Origin of the sequence: Crinalium epipsammum PCC 9333 (genome assembly GCF_000317495.1) — a bacterium.
GTDB classification, from domain to species: domain Bacteria; phylum Cyanobacteriota; class Cyanobacteriia; order Cyanobacteriales; family PCC-9333; genus Crinalium; species Crinalium epipsammum.
Genome location: NC_019753.1, coordinates 1 through 18,499, shown reverse-complemented (window position 1 = coordinate 18,499; position 18,499 = coordinate 1). Strand labels below are relative to the sequence as shown.

The following is an 18,499-nucleotide window of genomic DNA, read 5'->3' as shown; positions in this document are numbered from 1 at the left end:
TTGTCCTGCTAACAAAAATATTTGTCAACTCTATTGCAAAACTATATCAATAATGATTTTTTTTTTCGATAATTTTAAATAAGTTGTAGCGATTTTATTTGAAGGAAGATTAGCTAATTACTTCAAACTGACCCATGCAACCATTTTCTGCGATCGCATCTTGATGAGGATGAAACATATATTTCCCAGGATACCGGAAGCTAAATTCTAAGATATGGCGTTCTGCCGTCCCCATTGTAATCACATCTGTTTCCTGAGTAGGCTTGAGAGTACGCCCTGTAGGATATACCTGAAACATATTTGCGTGTAGATGAAACGTCGCTGCCACATCAAACTCGATCATGTTAAGGACATACATCCGAATTAGCTGATTTTGATAAATGCGGATGGGGTTCATCATGTAATAATCTGGAATGCCGTTAAGAGCATAAAGTTCATTGCGGTTATCATCATTGACATCATACCCAGCCATAATCATCACCATTTCATCCGCAGGGGGGCGAGGTTTTGGAGGGTCAACAATAAACAGCCCGTATAAACCTTTACTGACATGACGGGTTACAGGGGCAATATGACAGTGATATAAATGAACCCCAAAAGGTTCAGCATCAAATTCATACACCGTCGCTGCACCATGTCGAATTGGCTTAACCCCATCCATTTCTGCACGGTGGACACCGTGAAAATGCAACGAGTGAGAATGACCCGCTTGATTGTAGAACAGAACTCGAATGCGATCGCCTTCTTTTGCCCGTAAAGTTGGTCCTGGTACACGCCCGTTGACATTCCAGGTGTTAAAAGTAACAGCACTATTAAGCTCAATAGTGGAAGTTTTAGCAGTTAGTCGAAACTCCCTAACAGTACGCCCGTTTTCTTTCTTGACAGTGCCATAATCAAAATCCCGCAAAACCAGCATGGGATTAATATCATTACCTACTGTTGGTACATTGCTTAGAAGCGGTGGCACTTTCGCAGAATGTTTGCGCCCAGGAAGTAGCGTTTGGAAAGCGTAAGCACCACACCCAATGCCCACTCCTGCCAACCCTAATTTCAGGAAGTGCCGTCGGTTCCAATCTTCTGCTTTCCAACGCAGGTCATAATTTGGCATAGTTGCGATCGCTGGCTTGTTTAGTCCCTCGGAAATTCTAGTATATTGCAAAAGTCTCTCAATTAACCCCTACTAAATAAACAAAATGCCCCTCCTCGTAAACGGGGAAGGGGTAAAAGTCGGGTGTTTGAGTTTCTTTAAAGTTGTTCTACTTAATTATCTTCTGCAAACACATAACGGTAGAGTTCACTAGGATCGGGTTCTGGACTTTCTTCGGCAAACTTCACTGCATCATCAATTACAGCTTGAACTTTTTGTTCAATCTGTTTGAGTTCCTCCTGGGTAGCCAGATTTTGCTCAATCATGTATGCTGCCAACTTTTTGATCGGGTCACGGGCTAACCACATTTCTTTTTCAGCTTTAGACCGCAATTCATCAGGGTCAGCGAGTGAGTGACCTCTGAAGCGGTAGGTAAGTGCTTCAATTACGGTAGCGCCTTCACCAGCACGCGCACGAGCGATCGCTTCTTGAGCCACAGCACGTACCGCTAATACATCCATACCATCAACCTCAACACCCACCATGCCAAAAGCTTCCGCTTTCTTATAAATTTCTGGTACAGACGTTGCCCGTTCGTGAGCCATACCAATAGCCCACTTATTGTTTTCTACAACATATAAAATAGGCAGTTTCCACAAAGCAGCCATATTAAGGCATTCAAAAAACTGCCCATTATTAGCTGCACCGTCCCCGAAGAAACACGCCGTTACCAAATCAGAACTAGCATCACCCACCGCGTCACGGCGATATTTACTAGCAAAAGCTGCACCAGTAGCAACAGGAATGCCCTCCGACACAAAAGCATATCCTCCCAACAACCGATGTTGTTCAGAAAACATATGCATTGAGCCACCACGCCCTTTACTGCAACCAGTAGCCTTACCAAATAACTCAGCCATTACCTCTCTAGCAGGTACTCCAGCACTGAGAGCATGAACGTGGTCGCGGTACGTGCTGCTAACATAATCTTGATCTTGACGTAATGCCTTAATTACGCCAGTGGACACCGCTTCTTGACCGTTATATAAGTGGACAAAACCAAACATTTTGCCCCGATAGTACATCTCAGCGCACTTATCTTCAAAGAAACGCCCCAAAATCATGTCTTCATAAAGAAGAAATCCTTCTTCTTGGCTGATTTTGGCTTTTGCAGTCTCGAAAACGGGTAAAGTTCGTTCCTGAACCATTGCTCTGTAATATCCTTGCAGCAACACTAATCTTAAGATTTTCTGGGAAGAAGTGGTTAGCCAACCAATGAAGGCAAACCCAAATTAAGCAAAGCTCACAAATGCGTAAAGTAGCCTTATGGGTTTAAAATCAAACTGTCTGATTATTGTGCTATTATTGAAAGTTGCTAGAATTAATACCATATCTAGTGTTTTCCTTAAGCAAGATGCTAAGAATAAAACTCTTGCGTTAAAACAAAGGTTTTAATCACAGCCAATTGGATATACTTACATTTTGCTACTATACGTTAATTCAGTTGCGCGTGCGCTGGGGAAGTCAACCGTGCGAATTCCGCTCGATTACTACCGGATACTAGGTCTGCCGATTCAGGCTACCACTGAACAATTACAGCAGGCTTATCGCGATCGCGCCCTGCAACTTCCGCGACGTGAATATTCGGAAGTTGCGATTGCAGCCCGTAGGCAACTGCTCGATCAAGCTTATGCAGTTCTAGCCGAGCCAGAACAACGTGCTGCTTATGATGGCAATTTTTTAAATCATGCTTTTGATCAACCTTTAGAGGATCTCAGCGACCCCACAAGTTCTCCCAATACTGAAGTTGATCCATTTACGCCTAGCTTAGAGATTACTGACGAACAATTCGTCGGTGCGATGTTAATTCTCTACGATTTAGGAGAATATGAACTTGTTCTCAAACTTAGCAGACCTTATTTAAGTAGCGGCGACCTTAGATCTAGCTTGGATCAAGGGAGTTTGGGTGAGCCACAACTGGTGCGGGCGGATATCGTTTTAACCATAGGTTTAGCCTGCCTAGAACTAGGTCGAGAGCAATGGCAGCAAACTCAGTATGAAAATGCTGCTACCTCCCTAGAAACAGGTCAAAAATTGCTACTTAGTGAAGGTTTATTTCCTGCTATTAGAGGTGAAATTCAAGCAGATCTCTACAAGCTTCGCCCATACCGTGTTTTAGAATTGCTGGCATTACCAACAGAAAATGCTGCTGAACGCCGTCATGGATTAGCTATGCTGCAAGATATGCTACAAGAGCGGGGTGGCATTGATGGTGCTGGTGAGGATCAATCTGGATTAAATATTGATGACTTTCTTCGCTTTATTCAACAACTACGCGGGTATTTAACTTCAGCAGAACAAGAAGCATTATTTGAATCAGAAGCCAAACGCCCTTCGGCTGTAGCTACCTATCTTGCAGTTTATGCTTTGATGGCGCGTGGTTTCTGTCAACGACAACCAGCCTTAATTGTCCGCGCCAAGCAATTGTTGATGCGCTTGGGTAAGCGTCAGGATGTTCATCTAGAACAGGCAGTGTGCGCCTTGTTATTAGGTCAGACAGAACAAGCTACCCGCGCTTTAGAACTTTCTCAAGAACACCAATCCTTAGTCTTTATTCGCGAAAATTCTCAGGGTTCTCCAGATTTATTACCTGGATTATGTCTCTACGGTGAACGTTGGCTGCAAACAGAGGTGTTTCCTCACTTCCGTGACTTGTCTACTGAGGGAGTGTCTTTAAAGGACTACTTTGCCGACCCAGAAATTCAAGCTTATTTAGAAAATCTGCCATCTGAAGTTGACAGTGCTGATGATTGGGCTGTAGTTGAAGCACAGCGATTTGCCTACTCTCCAACCTCCGCGACCTCACCAGAAGCACTCGCCTCTACAACAAGTAATGGCTCTCATCAATTTAATGGTGTAGGGCTAGGCGTGACTGGCAAACATAACGTTAATCCTCACGGTGCGACGGAACCCCAACCAAATAATCTGCCTCATGCCCCTAAACAGCAGTCAAATATTGGAGATTACCAGCAAGGTAACGCGCTAGAGTCTTCAAGCACGAAATCTAACTATACTTCACAAGTACCAAGCTCTACAGGTTCTACATCATCTATTGGTAGTATTTCTAGTTTACCGACAGCACAACGATCATCTCCATCGCAGCCTCGTGTAGATTTCAAAAATACTAACTTGCCCAGTGAAGGTAATCCAACAAGGCGACAAAGACAGCCGAGAATACGAGAAAAAGCTGATACATCTTTAGCTAATGGACAGCCGAGAACTGAATTTACCTCAGATACTTTTTCTAGTATTGATGATTTGCAGCCATCCCCAACGTCAGTCAGTGGACGAAGAACACGCTCTCATTCCAAACGTGGTGCTAATAACAGACGAGTAATTTTCCTGACATTGGCTGGTATTTTATGTTTGGGAATTTTGGGATTTTTATTAATTAGAGCACTACAAACAAATTCTAAAACTGCTCCAAATGCCATCTTAGAGGCAGAACAACCCCTGGTACAGTTGGACAAACCTCCAGTGCCTATTCCATCAGCAGATTCTGCTATCAGCTATCAAGATGGTTTGTTAACTGAGGATACTGCTACTGAAGTGATTGAAACCTGGCTATCTAGTAAAGCCGAAGCTATGGGTGAAACTCATCAAGTTGAGCAATTAGGGGAAATTTTAGTTGATCCGGTTTTATCCCGTTGGCAAAAACGTGCTGAGATCGCTAAGAAAAATAATTCTTACGGGCAGTATACTCATGCTGTGGTAGTGAAATTAGTTAAAACGAGTAATGAGCAGCCAGATGAAGCTCGTGTGGAAGCAGAAGTAGATGAAAGCGCACAGTTTTATGAAAATGGTGTCCTGAGTAAGTCTGGTTCCTACGATTCTAAGCTAAAGGTTCGTTATGATTTGGTACGCCAAGATAATCAATGGCGGATCAAGAATATGAAAGTTTTGAAATAGCTGTAGCCGGAGATATATAGCAACATCTAAGGCGGCTCTTGACACCTGGTAAACATCTGCGCCATATGCGTTTATCTGCTCACATCTGCGATCAAAAACCGCCTGCTCCACAGCAATGAATCTAATGACTTAGAGCCTATCGGAAAAGTCCTTTTAAGAGAATTTAACCGCAGATAAACGCAGATAAACGCAGATGTTTTTTACTAATTATTTATTTTTCGGATAGGCTCTTAACGGCTAGATGCGGTTGCTATCTTTTCTTAAATCTCTCAGTTATAGATTATAAGAGCGATCGCCACCTACTTTCATCAGCAATAGTCAAAACTTTTTAAGCTTTGGCTGTTGGTGCTTATGTCATAAAACTTTGACAATCAATTTTTTGAGAGCTTTTTGTCAACTTATTTGTCAAGAATCCCTGACATTTTGATCCCCAATATGCCTATAAATTCGTAAAACAAGCTGTAATAGTACTCTTAACCCCTTGACGATCGCAGGGAAACTTTTGTTACATATTATTAACGAAGTGATCCCCGTGATCCCAAAGCAAGACCATTTACTAGCTTGTAGTTGGTCAAGATGGTGTAGAGTTGCTCCGCAGCGATTCACCCACTTGGGAAAAAACTAGGGGAGTCGCTGCTAAATAGGTCAACAGGAGATGGCTACACCACCAACAGGGGATCAACCTTTATCAGGATTCAAAGATTTACAGATGGCATTTGCAACTGAGGCATATTGTCCACTCAGTTTTAACTTCACTTGAGATGTAACGGTCATCAAACCTACTGGAAATTAGATCAATGGCTAAAGAACGTCCACCGCTAGAAGAGATGACATTAAGGCAGCTAAGAAAAGTTGCCAGTGAATGTAGCATCTCTCGTTATAGCCGGATGCGTAAATCGCAACTACTGGCTGAAATTCAAAAAGTCCAACAAACTAAGTTCTCAATCAGTCAACCCCGTAGTCTGGAGGCGCAAGAAGAAGTGGAAGCAGCAAAGTTTGAACTCGGTCAAGAAGATCGTACTGGCGGCACACTAGCATCCGTAGATGAAGAACTTGGTGATCTCCCTGCTGGCTACGGAGAAAGCAGAATTGTTTTGATGCCTCGCGATCCACAGTGGGCTTATACTTACTGGGATATACCAAATGAACATAAAGAAGAATTACGTCGCCAAGGTGGGCAACAACTAGCTCTGCGGTTGTATGACGTAACTGACATTAATATAGAGTACCAAAGCCCTCACAGCATTCAAGAGTATCCTTCCGATGAGCTTGCCAGGGAGTGGTATCTGCCTATGCCAGTGAGCGATCGCGATTATGTTGTGGATATCGGTTATCGTTGTGCAGATGGTCGCTGGCTAGTATTAGCTCGTTCTGCACCAGTGCGCGTTCCCCCTGTTTATCCCTCTGACTGGATTGAAGATCAATTCGTTACCGTTAGTTGGGAAGAAGATTTACGCAGCCAAACTATTTTAGAACTTGTTCCTCCCAGCAAGAAAGCAGCCGCAACCGCAGCGCCAGCAGGAAGTACTGCAACTGGCTATGGCACAAGTAATGCAACTGGCAACCCGATTTACGATGACATCTTTGGCATGGCTCAATCTGCCGAAGCTCAAAGGGTTGCGGGTTCATTGTACGGTTCAATGCAACAAGCACCTATTCACGAACAAGCAATCAGTTCCTACGTCTTCCCTTCTGGCGTGGGTATGTGGGCAGTTCCCACTACTTCTGGCTTAAATATGTCTGGTGTAGGAATGTCTGGGGCTGGTTTCGGTGCTGCGCCATCTATCCGTCCTCGCCAGTTCTGGTTAGTTGCTGATGCTGAGTTGATTGTTTACGGTGCCACTGAACCTGATGCCACCGTTACTATCGGCGGTCGTCCAATTAAGCTAAATCCTGATGGTACATTCCGCTTCCAGATGTCCTTCCAAGATGGCTTGATTGATTACCCAATTATGGCAGTAGCGTCTGATGGTGAGCAAACTCGCTCTATCCACATGAGGTTCAACCGCGAAACCCCTGACCGCAATACTAATACTAAAGAAGAAGCTGTTCCAGAATGGCTCGTTTAATTAGTATTGAGTTCTGAGTTAGCTTAATATCCTTTTCTTTTTACCTTACCTCCTAAGATTTCCCTCGATTAAGTTCGGGGGATTTTTGTATTTTCTTGAATAGTCAACAAACTCTTAGCATCCCTCATCAGTATTAGTATTCCAGCAGTTTTAAAATACGCGATTTCTGCCATCAGCCAATTACTGATCAGATTACAAATTGCTATAACAACTAAGAACTGACAATTCATTACTATTTATGACACCTGAAGAAATTACCAGTACTCTTACCAAACTATTTGGTTCAACCGTGCAAACTCCAGGAGAAGGATTATGGCAGGTAGAGGAGCCTAAGTTTCGGATATTAGTGCTGCTTTCAGATGATCAATCTTGGTTACGAGCAATAATTCCGATTACACGGGCAGAAGAAGCTCAACCTTTTATTGAACAAATATTAGAATCTAATTTTGATGATACTCAGGATACTCGCTATGCCTTTCATCAAGGAGTATTGTGGGGGGTTTTTCAGCATAATCGAGAGAGTTTGACTGTAGCAGATTTTAATGATGCGATCGCGCGTCTGCTTTCTCTAAATGAGCGGGGTTTATCCGACAGTTTCAATCAATTTGTGGAAGCACGTATTCGGCAAATCGTCCAAGTTGCTAAAGTTCAAGGGCAATCACTAGAAGCAACTATGCAAACTTTAGACCGCTTCTATGAAGAAGGAATGATGGGTGAATTAGATCAAGGAAGTCAGGCGCGTGAACAAGTATTAGCTATATGGCGACGGCAATTGGAACGTTTGTGGACAGAAGCATAAATTCTATACTGGCGAATTTAGTTATCAGCAGCTTCTCAGCTTTATTTATCCCCTTCCCATGCTCTAGTAATAATTAATCCTCACTTTTCGGCTTTGGCATGGACATTATTGAAATCTTGAAACAAGACTACCAAAAATTCCCAGTTGATCAAACCTATAGCATTTATGCTGAAAATGTTTATTTTCAAGATCCGCTTAATAAATTTCGAGGCGTTGAGCGATATAAACAAATGATTCGTTTTATCAATCAATGGTTTATTAATCCTCAACTTGACCTCCATGAGATTAACCAGTTGGGAGACACCATAAAAACTCGCTGGACACTTAGCTGGACTACCCCTCTACCTTGGAAACCTCGCATAGCTATTCCTGGCTGGAGTGAGTTACATCTCAATGCTGAGAAACTAATTGATAGCCATATAGATTACTGGGATTGTTCCCGCTTCGACGTAATCACGCAACATCTGCCCTACAAAAGCTAAAGTAAATAAATGTAACTAATTCTCAGGCGGGGCTTAACTATCCATGCGCTTAATCTTAATGACTGGCAAAGGGGGAGTAGGTAAAACCTCCGTAGCCGCCGCTACTGGTTTACGGTGTGCTGAATTGGGCTATAAAACTTTAGTGTTGAGTACTGACCCCGCACACTCTTTAGCAGATAGTTTTGATCTGGAAATGGGGCATGAACCCCGACTTGTGAAACCGAATTTATGGGGTGCAGAACTTGATGCTTTGATGGAACTGGAAGGTAATTGGGGCGCAGTCAAGCGTTACATTACTCAAGTTTTGCAAGCGCGGGGATTAGAAGGTGTCCAAGCTGAAGAGTTAGCCATTCTCCCAGGTATGGATGAGATTTTTGGCTTGGTGAGAATGAAACGCCACTATGATGAAGGCGATTTTGATGTTCTTATTATCGACTCAGCGCCGACTGGTACTGCTTTGCGTCTGTTGAGTTTACCAGAAGTAAGTGGCTGGTATATGCGGCGTTTTTATAAGCCATTTCAAGCTGTATCTGTCGCACTCAGACCAATTGTTGAACCTTTTTTTAAACCAATTGCGGGTTTTTCTTTACCTAATAAAGAGGTAATGGATGCACCGTATGAGTTTTATCAACAAATTGAAGGGCTGGAAAAGATTTTAACTGATAATACTTTAACTTCAGTGCGACTGGTAACAAATCCAGAAAAGATGGTGATTAAAGAATCTTTACGCGCTCACTCTTACTTATGTTTGTATAACGTTGCTACTGATTTAATAGTAGCAAATCGGATTATTCCTGAAGAAGTAACTGATCCATTTTTCAAACGTTGGAAGGAAAATCAGCGACAATATCGTGAAGAAATTCACGAAAACTTTAGTCCTCTTCCTGTGAAAGAAATTCCGCTTTTTTCGGAAGAAATGTGTGGACTGCCTGCATTAGAGCGGTTGAAAGACTTGCTTTATAAAGATGAAGATCCATCACAAGTTTATTACAAAGAAACTACTCTTAAGGTGGTTCAAGTTAATAATCAATACAGTTTAGAACTTTATTTGCCAGGGGTTCCTAAAGAGCAAGTGCAATTAACTAAGACTGGTGATGAGTTAAATATTAGGATTGGTAATCATCGCCGGAATTTAGTATTGCCACAAGCGTTAGCGGCTTTGCAGCCTTCTGGGGCGAAGATGGATGAGGATTATTTGAAAATTAAGTTTTCATAACCCCACCCCCCAGCCCCCCTCCCCGCAAGCAGGGAGGGGGAGTAAGAGAGGCATGATTTATGAATAGAATAGGTGATTTTTCGGATTAGCCTACAGGTTGAAACCTGGGGCTATATAAACAAAGCCCGCCTGCGCGGGCTTTAAAATTGATGGTGAGTTATGAGTATGCGATCGCACTTATTAAATATCTCAACCTAATTAAACTAAGAACAGTTAAAAGCCTTGTTCCTCTAACCATCTAGTTAAGTCGTTTGGTTGAGAAAAATCTAACAGTGCTTCTCCTAAATCATCTAATTGTGGAATTGATAATTTCTGTAGACGCTGTTGTATATCGGGATTAACACCTCCAAAGCGACGATTGATATGACGCATAATTACAACAAGTCTTCCTTGTTGTAAACCTTGCTGGAATCCTTTCTGAAAGATATCTTGATAGATCACAGATTCCTGCATATTTTCCTTTTTTAAATTCCTTTTCATCTAACCAAATCGTTAAATCATTTAGTTGAGCAAAATCTAATATCGCTTCTCCTAAACTCTCTAATTGTGAAGTTGATAATCTTTGGAGACGCTGTTGTATATCGGGATTAACACCTCCAAAGCGACGATTAAGCAAACGCAGAATTACAGCAAGTTCTCCTTGTTGTAATCCTTGCTGCAATCCTTGCTGTAATCCTTGTTGCAATCCTTGCTGTAATCCTTGTTGCAATCCTTTTTGGAGAATATCTTGATAAATTACAGATTCCTGCATATTTTCCTCTCTAAATAACTGACGGATTAAATCTTTTTCAAACCTTAAACCTGCCAAAACTTCTACACAGGCGGTGACTTCTTGTCGTTGATCTGGTTCTTCAATCATAGCTACTCTGGATGCTATTTCTTCTAATAAGGTATTAGGAGAATTAGTTTGAGCTAGAGTAGCTAAGGGTAATAGTGCTGGGTTCGCTAAAAGTGCTTCTGCATCTTGTTCCCACAAGCGAATTACTCGATATCTATGTCTAGTGTTCCTTTCTTCAAAGGTATCTGTAAATACAGATGGGGAGTTGGTGCGCTTGAGGAAAATTACTACTTGTTCTATGGGAGAACTATATTCGTCATAGAGTCTTACCCAATATTTCAGCATTCTGAATGGTAGCGGGGGATCTGATGCAGGTAGGGTTTGAAATTCAATTTGCAGAATTTGGTTGGCACTTTGCAGTAAAGTTAAGGAATCAGCACGTATTGGTTCTACGCTGAGTTCGGTTTTTAGTACCTGAATATCAGTGATTTGAGTTGCTAATAGCCAACTGGCAAATTCCGCAGGATATTGTTCAGCTAGATATTTACAAATGTTATCTATAGCCAAGGGTATAAGTTTATAAAGTTAGTCTTTTTGATAGTTTACTAGAAGTTGATGAATTAGGCGATCGCACTTCTTCTCTACACATTTTCATAACCTACAGGTTGAAACCTGCTGCTATACACACGAAGCCCGCCTGCACGGACTAATCAGGGATAATTTATGGATGATGCGATCGCACTTTTATCTGATGATGCGATCACACCATCCATTCCTGCACTTTTACCCTCTATTTTTGGGGTGGAAGCGAAAGGAGAAGAAGTATAGGTTATTAGAATAGTTCTGTTTTAAATAGTTCTAATTGACCTTCTTTTTTTAAGATCCAACTATCATCCCCATTACGTTCTGCAATGTCTTCTAAAATATTTAAAATTGTTTGATTTTCTGGTGTAGTTCCATTTTTCAAAAGTGGTAAAGTATTTAATATTATTTCGTCAAAATGTGCGTTTTTCTTTTCTCGCTCCATTCTTCTTAAATAGCTAATCAAATAATATTTAATCCTCAATCTTACATCAATATGCGACTTAAATTTGGAATTTTTCTTTAGAGTAAACAATTCCGTGTCTTCGTTGTAATTGAAATTTTCCATTAAGATAGGAGTGAGATCTGAATATTCCCTTTTTAATAAATCTAAGAAACCAAGCTCTAAGCCTTTAATAATTAACTCATCATTAATTTGCTCAAGGTTTGCACCGTTGTCTCTTGCGATAACTCCCTCAATTGTCTGGATCACAATATCAGCAGTGTCCATACCAAGATTAGCTTTCATAATTGCTCTTGGACTGTGAACTTTCCGAAAATTAATGATTAATTGTCCAGATAACACTGTAAAAGGGTTTTGCCTCTTTTTAAAGCTTGTTTGTCCGTTTTTTTGAGGTGTAGCACCAATATATTCAAAACCACAGCTTTCTGCTGTATTAATAATTAATTCCCAAAACTCAGGATCTTTATGTGCAAATACAAAAGACAACCATCGGTCATATTTAAGTACTCGGTACATTTCTCTAATGCTTTGTGAAATCAATTCATTATATTGTTTCTTGGTTTTTTGATTTTCTCCACCTTCAATTGCTTCTTGCTCATAGTCTGATTCAGTTACTTCTAAGTCTAACCAAGCATTCCACATTATTGATAAATCTAGATAGGGAATTTTCTTGCCGTAAGGCGGATCGGTGTATATATAATCCACACTTTCTTGTGGAATAAAACTTAAATCAGTTGCTGTACCCTTAAAAATTTCTATATTAGAAATAGTATTTTGGTTGATATAATATTCTATTTCTTTTTTTGCAGAACTTACTTTTTTGAATCTCAGGTTAAAATAAGTAAAAATATCAATGTCTACGGGTGAATGAGCAATTCTATACCTGTAATACCTAAAAGCGGAAGAATCACCCTGTCCCTCGCGAGGCTTATTTGGTGTTGTATGATAGGTCAAATTCGCTTTTGTAAGCAGACCAGAAAACATTAACATCAATGAGCTTCTTATATTAATATTTGTCTCTTTTTGGATAATGGATTTTAATAAAGCTAACTGAGCTAATTGTTTTTTTGTAAATAATTCCTCAATTGTGTCTACATCAGAACTTTTAGGGAGTACAATTCCTTGAGGATAAGGATATTTTTCTAAAGCTTTGTCAATATCTTTTTCGCTAACTGGCTCTTGATTTTGATATTCAGTCTTTACTCTTTCAAAAGCTTCCGTAAAATCATTTTGATTTATAGGTGCTATCAATGATTGCACCAGAAATACAGCCATTGGATTAATATCTATGCTAATAGCCTTTCTATTATTCATCAAAGCTTCAATTGCTGTAACCCCGCTACCTCCAAAAGGATCAAGCACTAAATCACCAGGCTGACTGTAGTTTTTGATATATTCAGCAACCACATTCCAAGATTGTTTTGTGAAATAACCATGAACCCCAAAATGTCTTTTTGCTTGTTGCTTTTTAACAGCAATTTCTTTGAGCAAAGGTCGGCTACTATAGTCAAAATTGGCTGTGAGCTTGATAGGTGATTTTGTAGTCTCGTATGTAAAACTTTTGCCAGCCTGAAAACTGAGAGGCGACAAGTAGGAATTTAGCGTTTCCCAATAACTTTCTATTTCATCAATAGAAAAAAGTAGTATAGGTGTATTGGTTTCTAAAGTTCTAAAAAGCGAAAATTCTAAGCCATTACAAAGAGCAAAATAATTGCTTCTAATTTCAGGATGAGTGGCATAACTATAAACTTGTTCTACATTGTCTCCATTTCTTATGTTTTGACTAGGAGCTTTAGCATCAAGCACCCAAGCAAAACTATTCTCAACTTTTAAAATATAGTCAGGAATAAGGTTTATAGCTCGTTTCTTACTCCCAATTTTTAAAAATGGGTGCTGTAAAGTCTTGCTGCGAACTATATTTTCTTGCTCGTAGCCAAGTGCTTTGATGATAGGAAGTATAATTATTTCTCTTACACTATCTTCTTTAAAATCTGGATTTTGATTTACTGGAGTTTAGACTAGTTCCCGGTGCAAAACTTCTGCGATCGCCACTTAGTAACCGCTTGATAATCATTATCATTCCTGACCGACAATGAAATTTTCATTAAGACATAAACCTTTAAGGGTTTATTAAATTTACTAGCTACTAATAAATTAGAATGAAGAATTAAGAAAAATCCTTAACTCATATATCTTGTTTTTTATTGGTATGTAATATTGATTCAAAAAGCGATGCAAATTTAATTCATTCACAAGCAATGCTTTTTTTATGAATTAAAGTTCGTCCTATCATCAAAAAATTATGTACAACTATACCCCAACCTACCCAACGCTCAAAACCCTCTTCACAATGATATAAACAACGTTGGAACCCAAAACAACGTTTAAGAAAACTAATACGCCCCTCAACACCATTGTGCCAACAACGACCTAAATAAAAACTTCTTTTTTTCTCTTGTATCTGCCGTTCTTTTGATTTATATCCCGGCTTAGGTAAAATAATTTGCTTAATTCCTTGGCTTTTAGCATAATTTTCATTAAGGCTCGAAAAAACACCTCGATCAGCCGAAATTTGCTTAGGGGGATGACCAAATTGTTTCAGATGTTGGTCAATAGTTTCAGGAAGTTGTTGGGTATCATGAGGATTTCCTTTGAGAACGCGGTAGTTACTAATAATCCCGCCATCTACTTCATCTAACCAAACTTTATGACCAAATTCAACTAATACATTCTGTTTACCACGGCAAATAATGTCGCTATGGCTTTCAAAAATACTGACAATTTTTTCAGAAGATGGGACTTTTTCTTGCCCCACTATCCGTCTAAATGTCTGATTGATAACTTGTTCAACACGATTGATAAATAGCTGGAATGTTTTGGATAATTTGTTTACATCTTTGCCAATAGCGTTGTGTAAAATAGCTTTAACTTGCTGGGCTTGCTTTAAGGTAGCTGATGCTACATCTAATAACTTTTGGTAAAGTAATTTTCTTTTATCACTTCCTGCTTGAGTTCGAGTTCTAGATAAATCATCTATTTTTCGAGCAATAATTTTAGCAGTGCGATGGCGGTTTTGAAACAAGCGGTGATCAGTAGGAATATTTTGCTTTATTATTAATTTTCTAGCGTGTTGAATATGACGATTTAAAACTCTCACTCCATCTACCAATAAGCTATTATCAGAAGGAAAGTGAATATTGGTTGATACAACTGTACCATCAGTTCTAACCTTTTCACCTTGGGTAACTTCTAATTGCGTTGCTAACTCAGTAAGACGTTGATTAAATTGCTTAAGGGTTTCAGCTTTAATTAAATTCGCCCAGCGAATCAATGTACTTTTACTAGGGAGTTGATTGAAGTAGACTCGACAGAATTGCCTTAATACTAAATTTTCATTAACACGATTAAGAATCTCTTGATAACTTATCTGGTAGAGATGTTTCAGAACCAGTAACCTGAATATAACTTCTACAGGAGTGGAATTTCTACCTGTTTCCTTGGTTTTAGGATAACGTTTTGATAAATCAGATTCTAGGTATTCATATAATTGTCTATCTCCTAAAATCTTATCAATCTCATCTAATTCCGCATTATTCAATCCGCTTAATTTCAGTAGACGGCTGAAGCGAGGATCAATGGTATATTTTTGACGTAACACAATAGTGTTTATGATCAAATTTGATGGCTGCCAGATATTCTAAGCCATAGACATCAGAAAACAGCAATAGAGTATTTCCTCATGCTCTCTTTTAGATGAGAATGATTATCAAGTGGTTCCTAAGTGGCGATCGCAGGAAGTTTTGCACCGGGAACTAGTCTAAAGTCCAGTGATTTAAGGATTGAAAATTTATATTACCGAAAAGCTTTTTTGAAAGCATATATACTTAATCTTAAAATTTTAAGTAACTCAGTCTATGCTACCTGATTTTATTGATGTAGTAAAGTCCGTAAATCAGCGTTCTCGGCATTTTGGAGAGAATAACGCTTAATTAACTTTTGGTGGATACTAGCTAAAAAATCTCCTGTTTTGTTGAATCCTTCTGCAAAAATATTAAAATAACAAGTAAGTTTAGTAAGTAAAATATATTTAGCAGCAATAGCACTTTTACCCAAACAAATTTAATCATCAAATAAAAAGCCCCCTCCCCGTTGACGTGGAGGGGGCTAGGGCGTAGACTTCCTCAAGTCCTAATCTGCACAGGCATCACCAAATAAGTCATCTTCAACCCACCCAAAGGAGTTAAAATTACTGGGCTAGTTGCCCCATTCAACTGCAATTGAATCTCCGCAGCAGGTAACGCTTTCAACCCATCCATTAAATACTTAACATTGAAAGCGATATCTATATTATCTCCGCTAACCTGTGCAGGCAAAGATTCTCGCCCCTTCCCAACATCCTGCGCTTCTACTGATAAAGACACCTGCTGATTATCACTATCTATCGTAAACTTAACCAGATTATTCTTCTGATCAGCTAATACAGCTATTCTTTCCAGCGCACTTAATAATTGTCGTCTATCCAGCGTTATTTGTCGCTCAAACGTACTTGGAATTAACTGACGATAATTAGGATATTGTCCTTCCAACGTCCGACTGGTTATGCGTTGGTTAGCCAACTCAAAAACTACTTGTCCTTGATCAATATATAAGGTTAGTGACTCACTTACTTGTCGAGTTCCTACCATCCTTTCCAGTTCCCGCAATGCCCTAGCTGGAACAGTTACTTCAAATTCTTCGATATCATGGTTAGACTGAGGTTCTTCCCCTTCCGCGACATCTTGGTTAGTAGTCTCAACAACTGCTAAACGGTGTCCATCAGTAGCAGCAAATTCTAAGCTATCCTGTTTTGCTGTCAGATGAACTCCTGTTAATACCTGCTTAGTTTCATCAGGGCTAGTTGCAAACAACGAACCCTTTAAACCTTCTAGCAATGCGCTAGTTGATAAATTAATTGGTTCAGCATTTTCTACTACAGGCAATTCAGGGAATTCTTCTGTTCCCATACCTCTCACTTGATATTGCCCAGAAGCAGAAGTGATAGTTGCGATCGCATCTCCCACTTCATCATCCAGCGTAATCTCTCCATCTGGCAAGCGGGAAACAATATCATTTAGCAACTTAGCAGGTAAAGTAAGATGCCCACCTTCCTCTACTTGCGCCGCAAACTTTATCTGAATGCCGAGACTAAGATCAAACCCCGTCAGGCTTACCTGCTGAGTATCCTGATGCGCTTCCAGCTTCACATTTGCTAACACCGGATGAGTCGGGCGCGATGGCACAGCGCGGCTAACCAACGATAGGTTAGTACTCAGATCATTTTGCGTGCAAACCAGTTTCATTGAATTTCTCTTTTCTGCCTGGGAATCGCTCAAACATCTACAGTTATAAGCTTGCTGATTGTAGCAAACACAAAGACTTTTCTACCTTAGCAAGCACTCAATAGTCAATTTCATCAATATTTTTGTACCATATCCACTTGGGGAAAATGTGGAAAACTTTGTAAAAAGAATTGTGCGATCGCTATTTTCCCGAATCCCAACCTGTGGAAAAGATGTGTAAAACTTCATAAATTTCAAATTTCCCCCTCCCCGTCAACGGGGAGGGGGCTAGGGGGTGGGGTTCTACATTAACGTTGAGAAATTGCCCTCAGTGCATCAACTAACTGGCGTAACTTTTGAGCCACATCAGGATCACTTTCCCGCAATTGGGCAACCTTTTCGCAACTATACATTACCGTAGTATGGTCTTTCCCTCCAAACTCTTCTCCAATTCTGGGTAAACTTAAAGCCGTATGGTGACGCATCAAATACATCCCAATTTGTCTTGCTGAACTAATTTCTCTACGCCTAGAATTACTTTTTAAATCTTCAATAGAAACATTAAAAGCATCTGCAACGGTGATTAATATCGCCTCCGGGGAAATTTGCACCTTCTCAGTTGTTGGGTTAAGAATTGGCGCAAGATTATCCACAGTCATAGCTAATCCTGAAATTGAAATATATGCTACTGCCCTAATTAATGCTCCCTCAAGTTCACGAATATTTGATGTATAATTAGTAGCAATATATTCAATCACATCACGCGGAAGACGCATATTTTCATATTCTGCTTTCTTCTGTAAAATTGCCATTCTTGTTTCTAAATCAGGGCGTTGTATATCTGCGATCAACCCCATAGAAAAACGCGAACATAAACGCTCTTGTAAACGCGGAATTTGATTAGGAGGTCGATCCGAAGCTAGGACAACTTGCTTTCCGGCTTCATGCAAAGTATTAAAAGTATAGAAAAATTCCTCTTGGGTATATTCCTTTCCTTCAATAAATTGAATATCATCTACTAATAAAACATCGGCTGCTCTATAGTGTTCGCGAAAAGTTTGTAAACTGTCTTTACGAATAGCAGCTATTAAATCATTAGTAAATTGCTCAGTAGAAACATAAAATATCTTGGAATCAGGAGAAATTTCTAATCTGTAGTGACCAATTGCTTGCATTAAGTGAGTTTTTCCTAAACCAACACCTCCACATAAAAATAGAGGATTAAACTCGCGCCCTGGAGATTCTGCCACTGCCAAAGAAGCAGCATGAGCCATACGATTATTAGAACCAACAACAAACCTTGAAAAAACGTATTTAGGATTTAATTGTGTTGGTCGAGGGCGGTGAGTTGGCGTTTCTTGAATATTTTGCGTGGGAGGTAAAGACCATGATAATTCTGCCTCGCCAGTAGTAAAAGTTTTATCTCCTCCATCAACTGTGAGGTAAATTTCTACTGGATAACCCAGAATACTTTGTACTACATCAGCAATAGTTTTGATGTAGTACTTCTGCAACCAATTTCGCGCAAACGGGTTGGGAGTGGAGATTACCAAGCAGTTATTATCTAGTTGTTCAGCACTAGCAGTTTTTATCCAAGTTTCAAAGGTAGGACGGCTTAACTGTAGCTGCAAACGTTCCAATACCTGGTTCCACAGTTGTTCAAGGGATAGATTCACAGACTTACCTCCAACCGCTAACTTTGATATTTTCCACCCGCAGAGACCAGAATAGTATTA

General features: G+C 39.9%; 14 protein-coding genes. 5 read left to right on the top strand and 9 right to left on the bottom strand.

Annotated elements, in window-relative coordinates:
• Window positions 1–109 precede the first annotated feature (109 nt).
• Window positions 110–1,108 carry a multicopper oxidase domain-containing protein gene (locus tag CRI9333_RS00070; protein WP_015201163.1) on the bottom strand — a complete coding sequence of 333 codons (999 nt, stop codon included), beginning with the start codon at window positions 1,106–1,108 and terminating at the stop codon, window positions 110–112.
• A 152-nt stretch (window positions 1,109–1,260) separates the two neighbouring features.
• Window positions 1,261–2,295, bottom strand: a complete 1,035-nt coding sequence (pdhA, locus tag CRI9333_RS00065) for a pyruvate dehydrogenase (acetyl-transferring) E1 component subunit alpha (RefSeq protein ID WP_015201162.1) — start codon at window positions 2,293–2,295, stop codon at window positions 1,261–1,263.
• A gap of 322 nt (window positions 2,296–2,617) precedes the next feature.
• Between pdhA and CRI9333_RS00060 the strand changes: the two genes are divergently transcribed.
• The 5 genes from CRI9333_RS00060 to CRI9333_RS00040 all read left to right on the top strand — a co-directional run bounded on the left by CRI9333_RS00060 (window position 2,618) and on the right by CRI9333_RS00040 (window position 9,622).
• The gene (locus tag CRI9333_RS00060; protein ID WP_015201161.1) at window positions 2,618–5,056 is read left to right on the top strand and encodes an IMS domain-containing protein; all 2,439 of its coding nucleotides are present in this window, start codon (window positions 2,618–2,620) and stop codon (window positions 5,054–5,056) included.
• A gap of 797 nt (window positions 5,057–5,853) precedes the next feature.
• The gene (locus tag CRI9333_RS00055) at window positions 5,854–7,125 is read left to right on the top strand and encodes a DUF4912 domain-containing protein (protein ID WP_015201160.1); all 1,272 of its coding nucleotides are present in this window, start codon (window positions 5,854–5,856) and stop codon (window positions 7,123–7,125) included.
• A 238-nt stretch (window positions 7,126–7,363) separates the two neighbouring features.
• Window positions 7,364–7,924 (top strand): hypothetical protein, encoded by a 561-nt coding sequence (locus CRI9333_RS00050; protein WP_015201159.1) that lies wholly within the window; start codon window positions 7,364–7,366, stop codon window positions 7,922–7,924.
• A gap of 98 nt (window positions 7,925–8,022) precedes the next feature.
• Window positions 8,023–8,406 carry a DUF2358 domain-containing protein gene (locus CRI9333_RS00045; RefSeq protein ID WP_015201158.1) on the top strand — a complete coding sequence of 128 codons (384 nt, stop codon included), beginning with the start codon at window positions 8,023–8,025 and terminating at the stop codon, window positions 8,404–8,406.
• 43 nt (window positions 8,407–8,449) lie between these two features.
• Window positions 8,450–9,622 (top strand): TRC40/GET3/ArsA family transport-energizing ATPase, encoded by a 1,173-nt coding sequence (locus CRI9333_RS00040; RefSeq protein ID WP_015201157.1) that lies wholly within the window; start codon window positions 8,450–8,452, stop codon window positions 9,620–9,622.
• A 213-nt stretch (window positions 9,623–9,835) separates the two neighbouring features.
• Here CRI9333_RS00040 and CRI9333_RS00035 read toward each other — a convergent pair whose 3' ends face one another.
• The 7 genes from CRI9333_RS00035 to dnaA all read right to left on the bottom strand — a co-directional run bounded on the left by CRI9333_RS00035 (window position 9,836) and on the right by dnaA (window position 18,439).
• A complete protein-coding gene (locus CRI9333_RS00035) occupies window positions 9,836–9,994 on the bottom strand; it encodes a DUF4351 domain-containing protein (protein ID WP_083890008.1) in 159 nt (52 codons plus the stop codon).
• Window positions 9,960–10,967 carry an Rpn family recombination-promoting nuclease/putative transposase gene (locus CRI9333_RS00030; protein WP_071881103.1) on the bottom strand — a complete coding sequence of 336 codons (1,008 nt, stop codon included), beginning with the start codon at window positions 10,965–10,967 and terminating at the stop codon, window positions 9,960–9,962. The genes CRI9333_RS00035 and CRI9333_RS00030 overlap by 35 nt, the downstream gene beginning before the upstream one ends.
• A gap of 265 nt (window positions 10,968–11,232) precedes the next feature.
• A complete protein-coding gene (locus tag CRI9333_RS00025; RefSeq protein WP_390370051.1) occupies window positions 11,233–13,251 on the bottom strand; it encodes a DNA methyltransferase in 2,019 nt (672 codons plus the stop codon).
• A gap of 439 nt (window positions 13,252–13,690) precedes the next feature.
• Window positions 13,691–15,103: an ISNCY-like element ISCep2 family transposase gene (locus tag CRI9333_RS00020; RefSeq protein ID WP_015201155.1), complete on the bottom strand. Its 1,413-nt coding sequence runs from the start codon at window positions 15,101–15,103 to the stop codon at window positions 13,691–13,693.
• 269 nt (window positions 15,104–15,372) lie between these two features.
• Window positions 15,373–15,558 carry a hypothetical protein gene (locus tag CRI9333_RS00015; protein ID WP_041225796.1) on the bottom strand — a complete coding sequence of 62 codons (186 nt, stop codon included), beginning with the start codon at window positions 15,556–15,558 and terminating at the stop codon, window positions 15,373–15,375.
• A 68-nt stretch (window positions 15,559–15,626) separates the two neighbouring features.
• Window positions 15,627–16,784: a DNA polymerase III subunit beta gene (dnaN, locus tag CRI9333_RS00010; RefSeq protein WP_015201154.1), complete on the bottom strand. Its 1,158-nt coding sequence runs from the start codon at window positions 16,782–16,784 to the stop codon at window positions 15,627–15,629.
• A gap of 287 nt (window positions 16,785–17,071) precedes the next feature.
• Window positions 17,072–18,439, bottom strand: a complete 1,368-nt coding sequence (gene dnaA / locus CRI9333_RS00005; protein WP_015201153.1) for a chromosomal replication initiator protein DnaA — start codon at window positions 18,437–18,439, stop codon at window positions 17,072–17,074.
• Between the last annotated feature and the right edge of the window lie 60 nt (window positions 18,440–18,499).

Excerpts from the sequence above, each read along its gene's own strand:
- CRI9333_RS00035 (WP_083890008.1), bottom strand. The coding sequence starts at position 9,994 with ATGCGTCATATCAATCGTCGCTTTGGAGGTGTTAATCCCGATATACAA.
- pdhA (WP_015201162.1), bottom strand. The coding sequence starts at position 2,295 with ATGGTTCAGGAACGAACTTTACCCGTTTTCGAGACTGCAAAAGCCAAA.
- dnaN (WP_015201154.1), bottom strand. The coding sequence starts at position 16,784 with ATGAAACTGGTTTGCACGCAAAATGATCTGAGTACTAACCTATCGTTG.
- CRI9333_RS00050 (WP_015201159.1), top strand. The coding sequence starts at position 7,364 with ATGACACCTGAAGAAATTACCAGTACTCTTACCAAACTATTTGGTTCA.
- CRI9333_RS00040 (WP_015201157.1), top strand. The coding sequence starts at position 8,450 with ATGCGCTTAATCTTAATGACTGGCAAAGGGGGAGTAGGTAAAACCTCC.
- CRI9333_RS00055 (WP_015201160.1), top strand. The coding sequence starts at position 5,854 with ATGGCTAAAGAACGTCCACCGCTAGAAGAGATGACATTAAGGCAGCTA.
- CRI9333_RS00070 (WP_015201163.1), bottom strand. The coding sequence starts at position 1,108 with ATGCCAAATTATGACCTGCGTTGGAAAGCAGAAGATTGGAACCGACGG.
- CRI9333_RS00045 (WP_015201158.1), top strand. The coding sequence starts at position 8,023 with ATGGACATTATTGAAATCTTGAAACAAGACTACCAAAAATTCCCAGTT.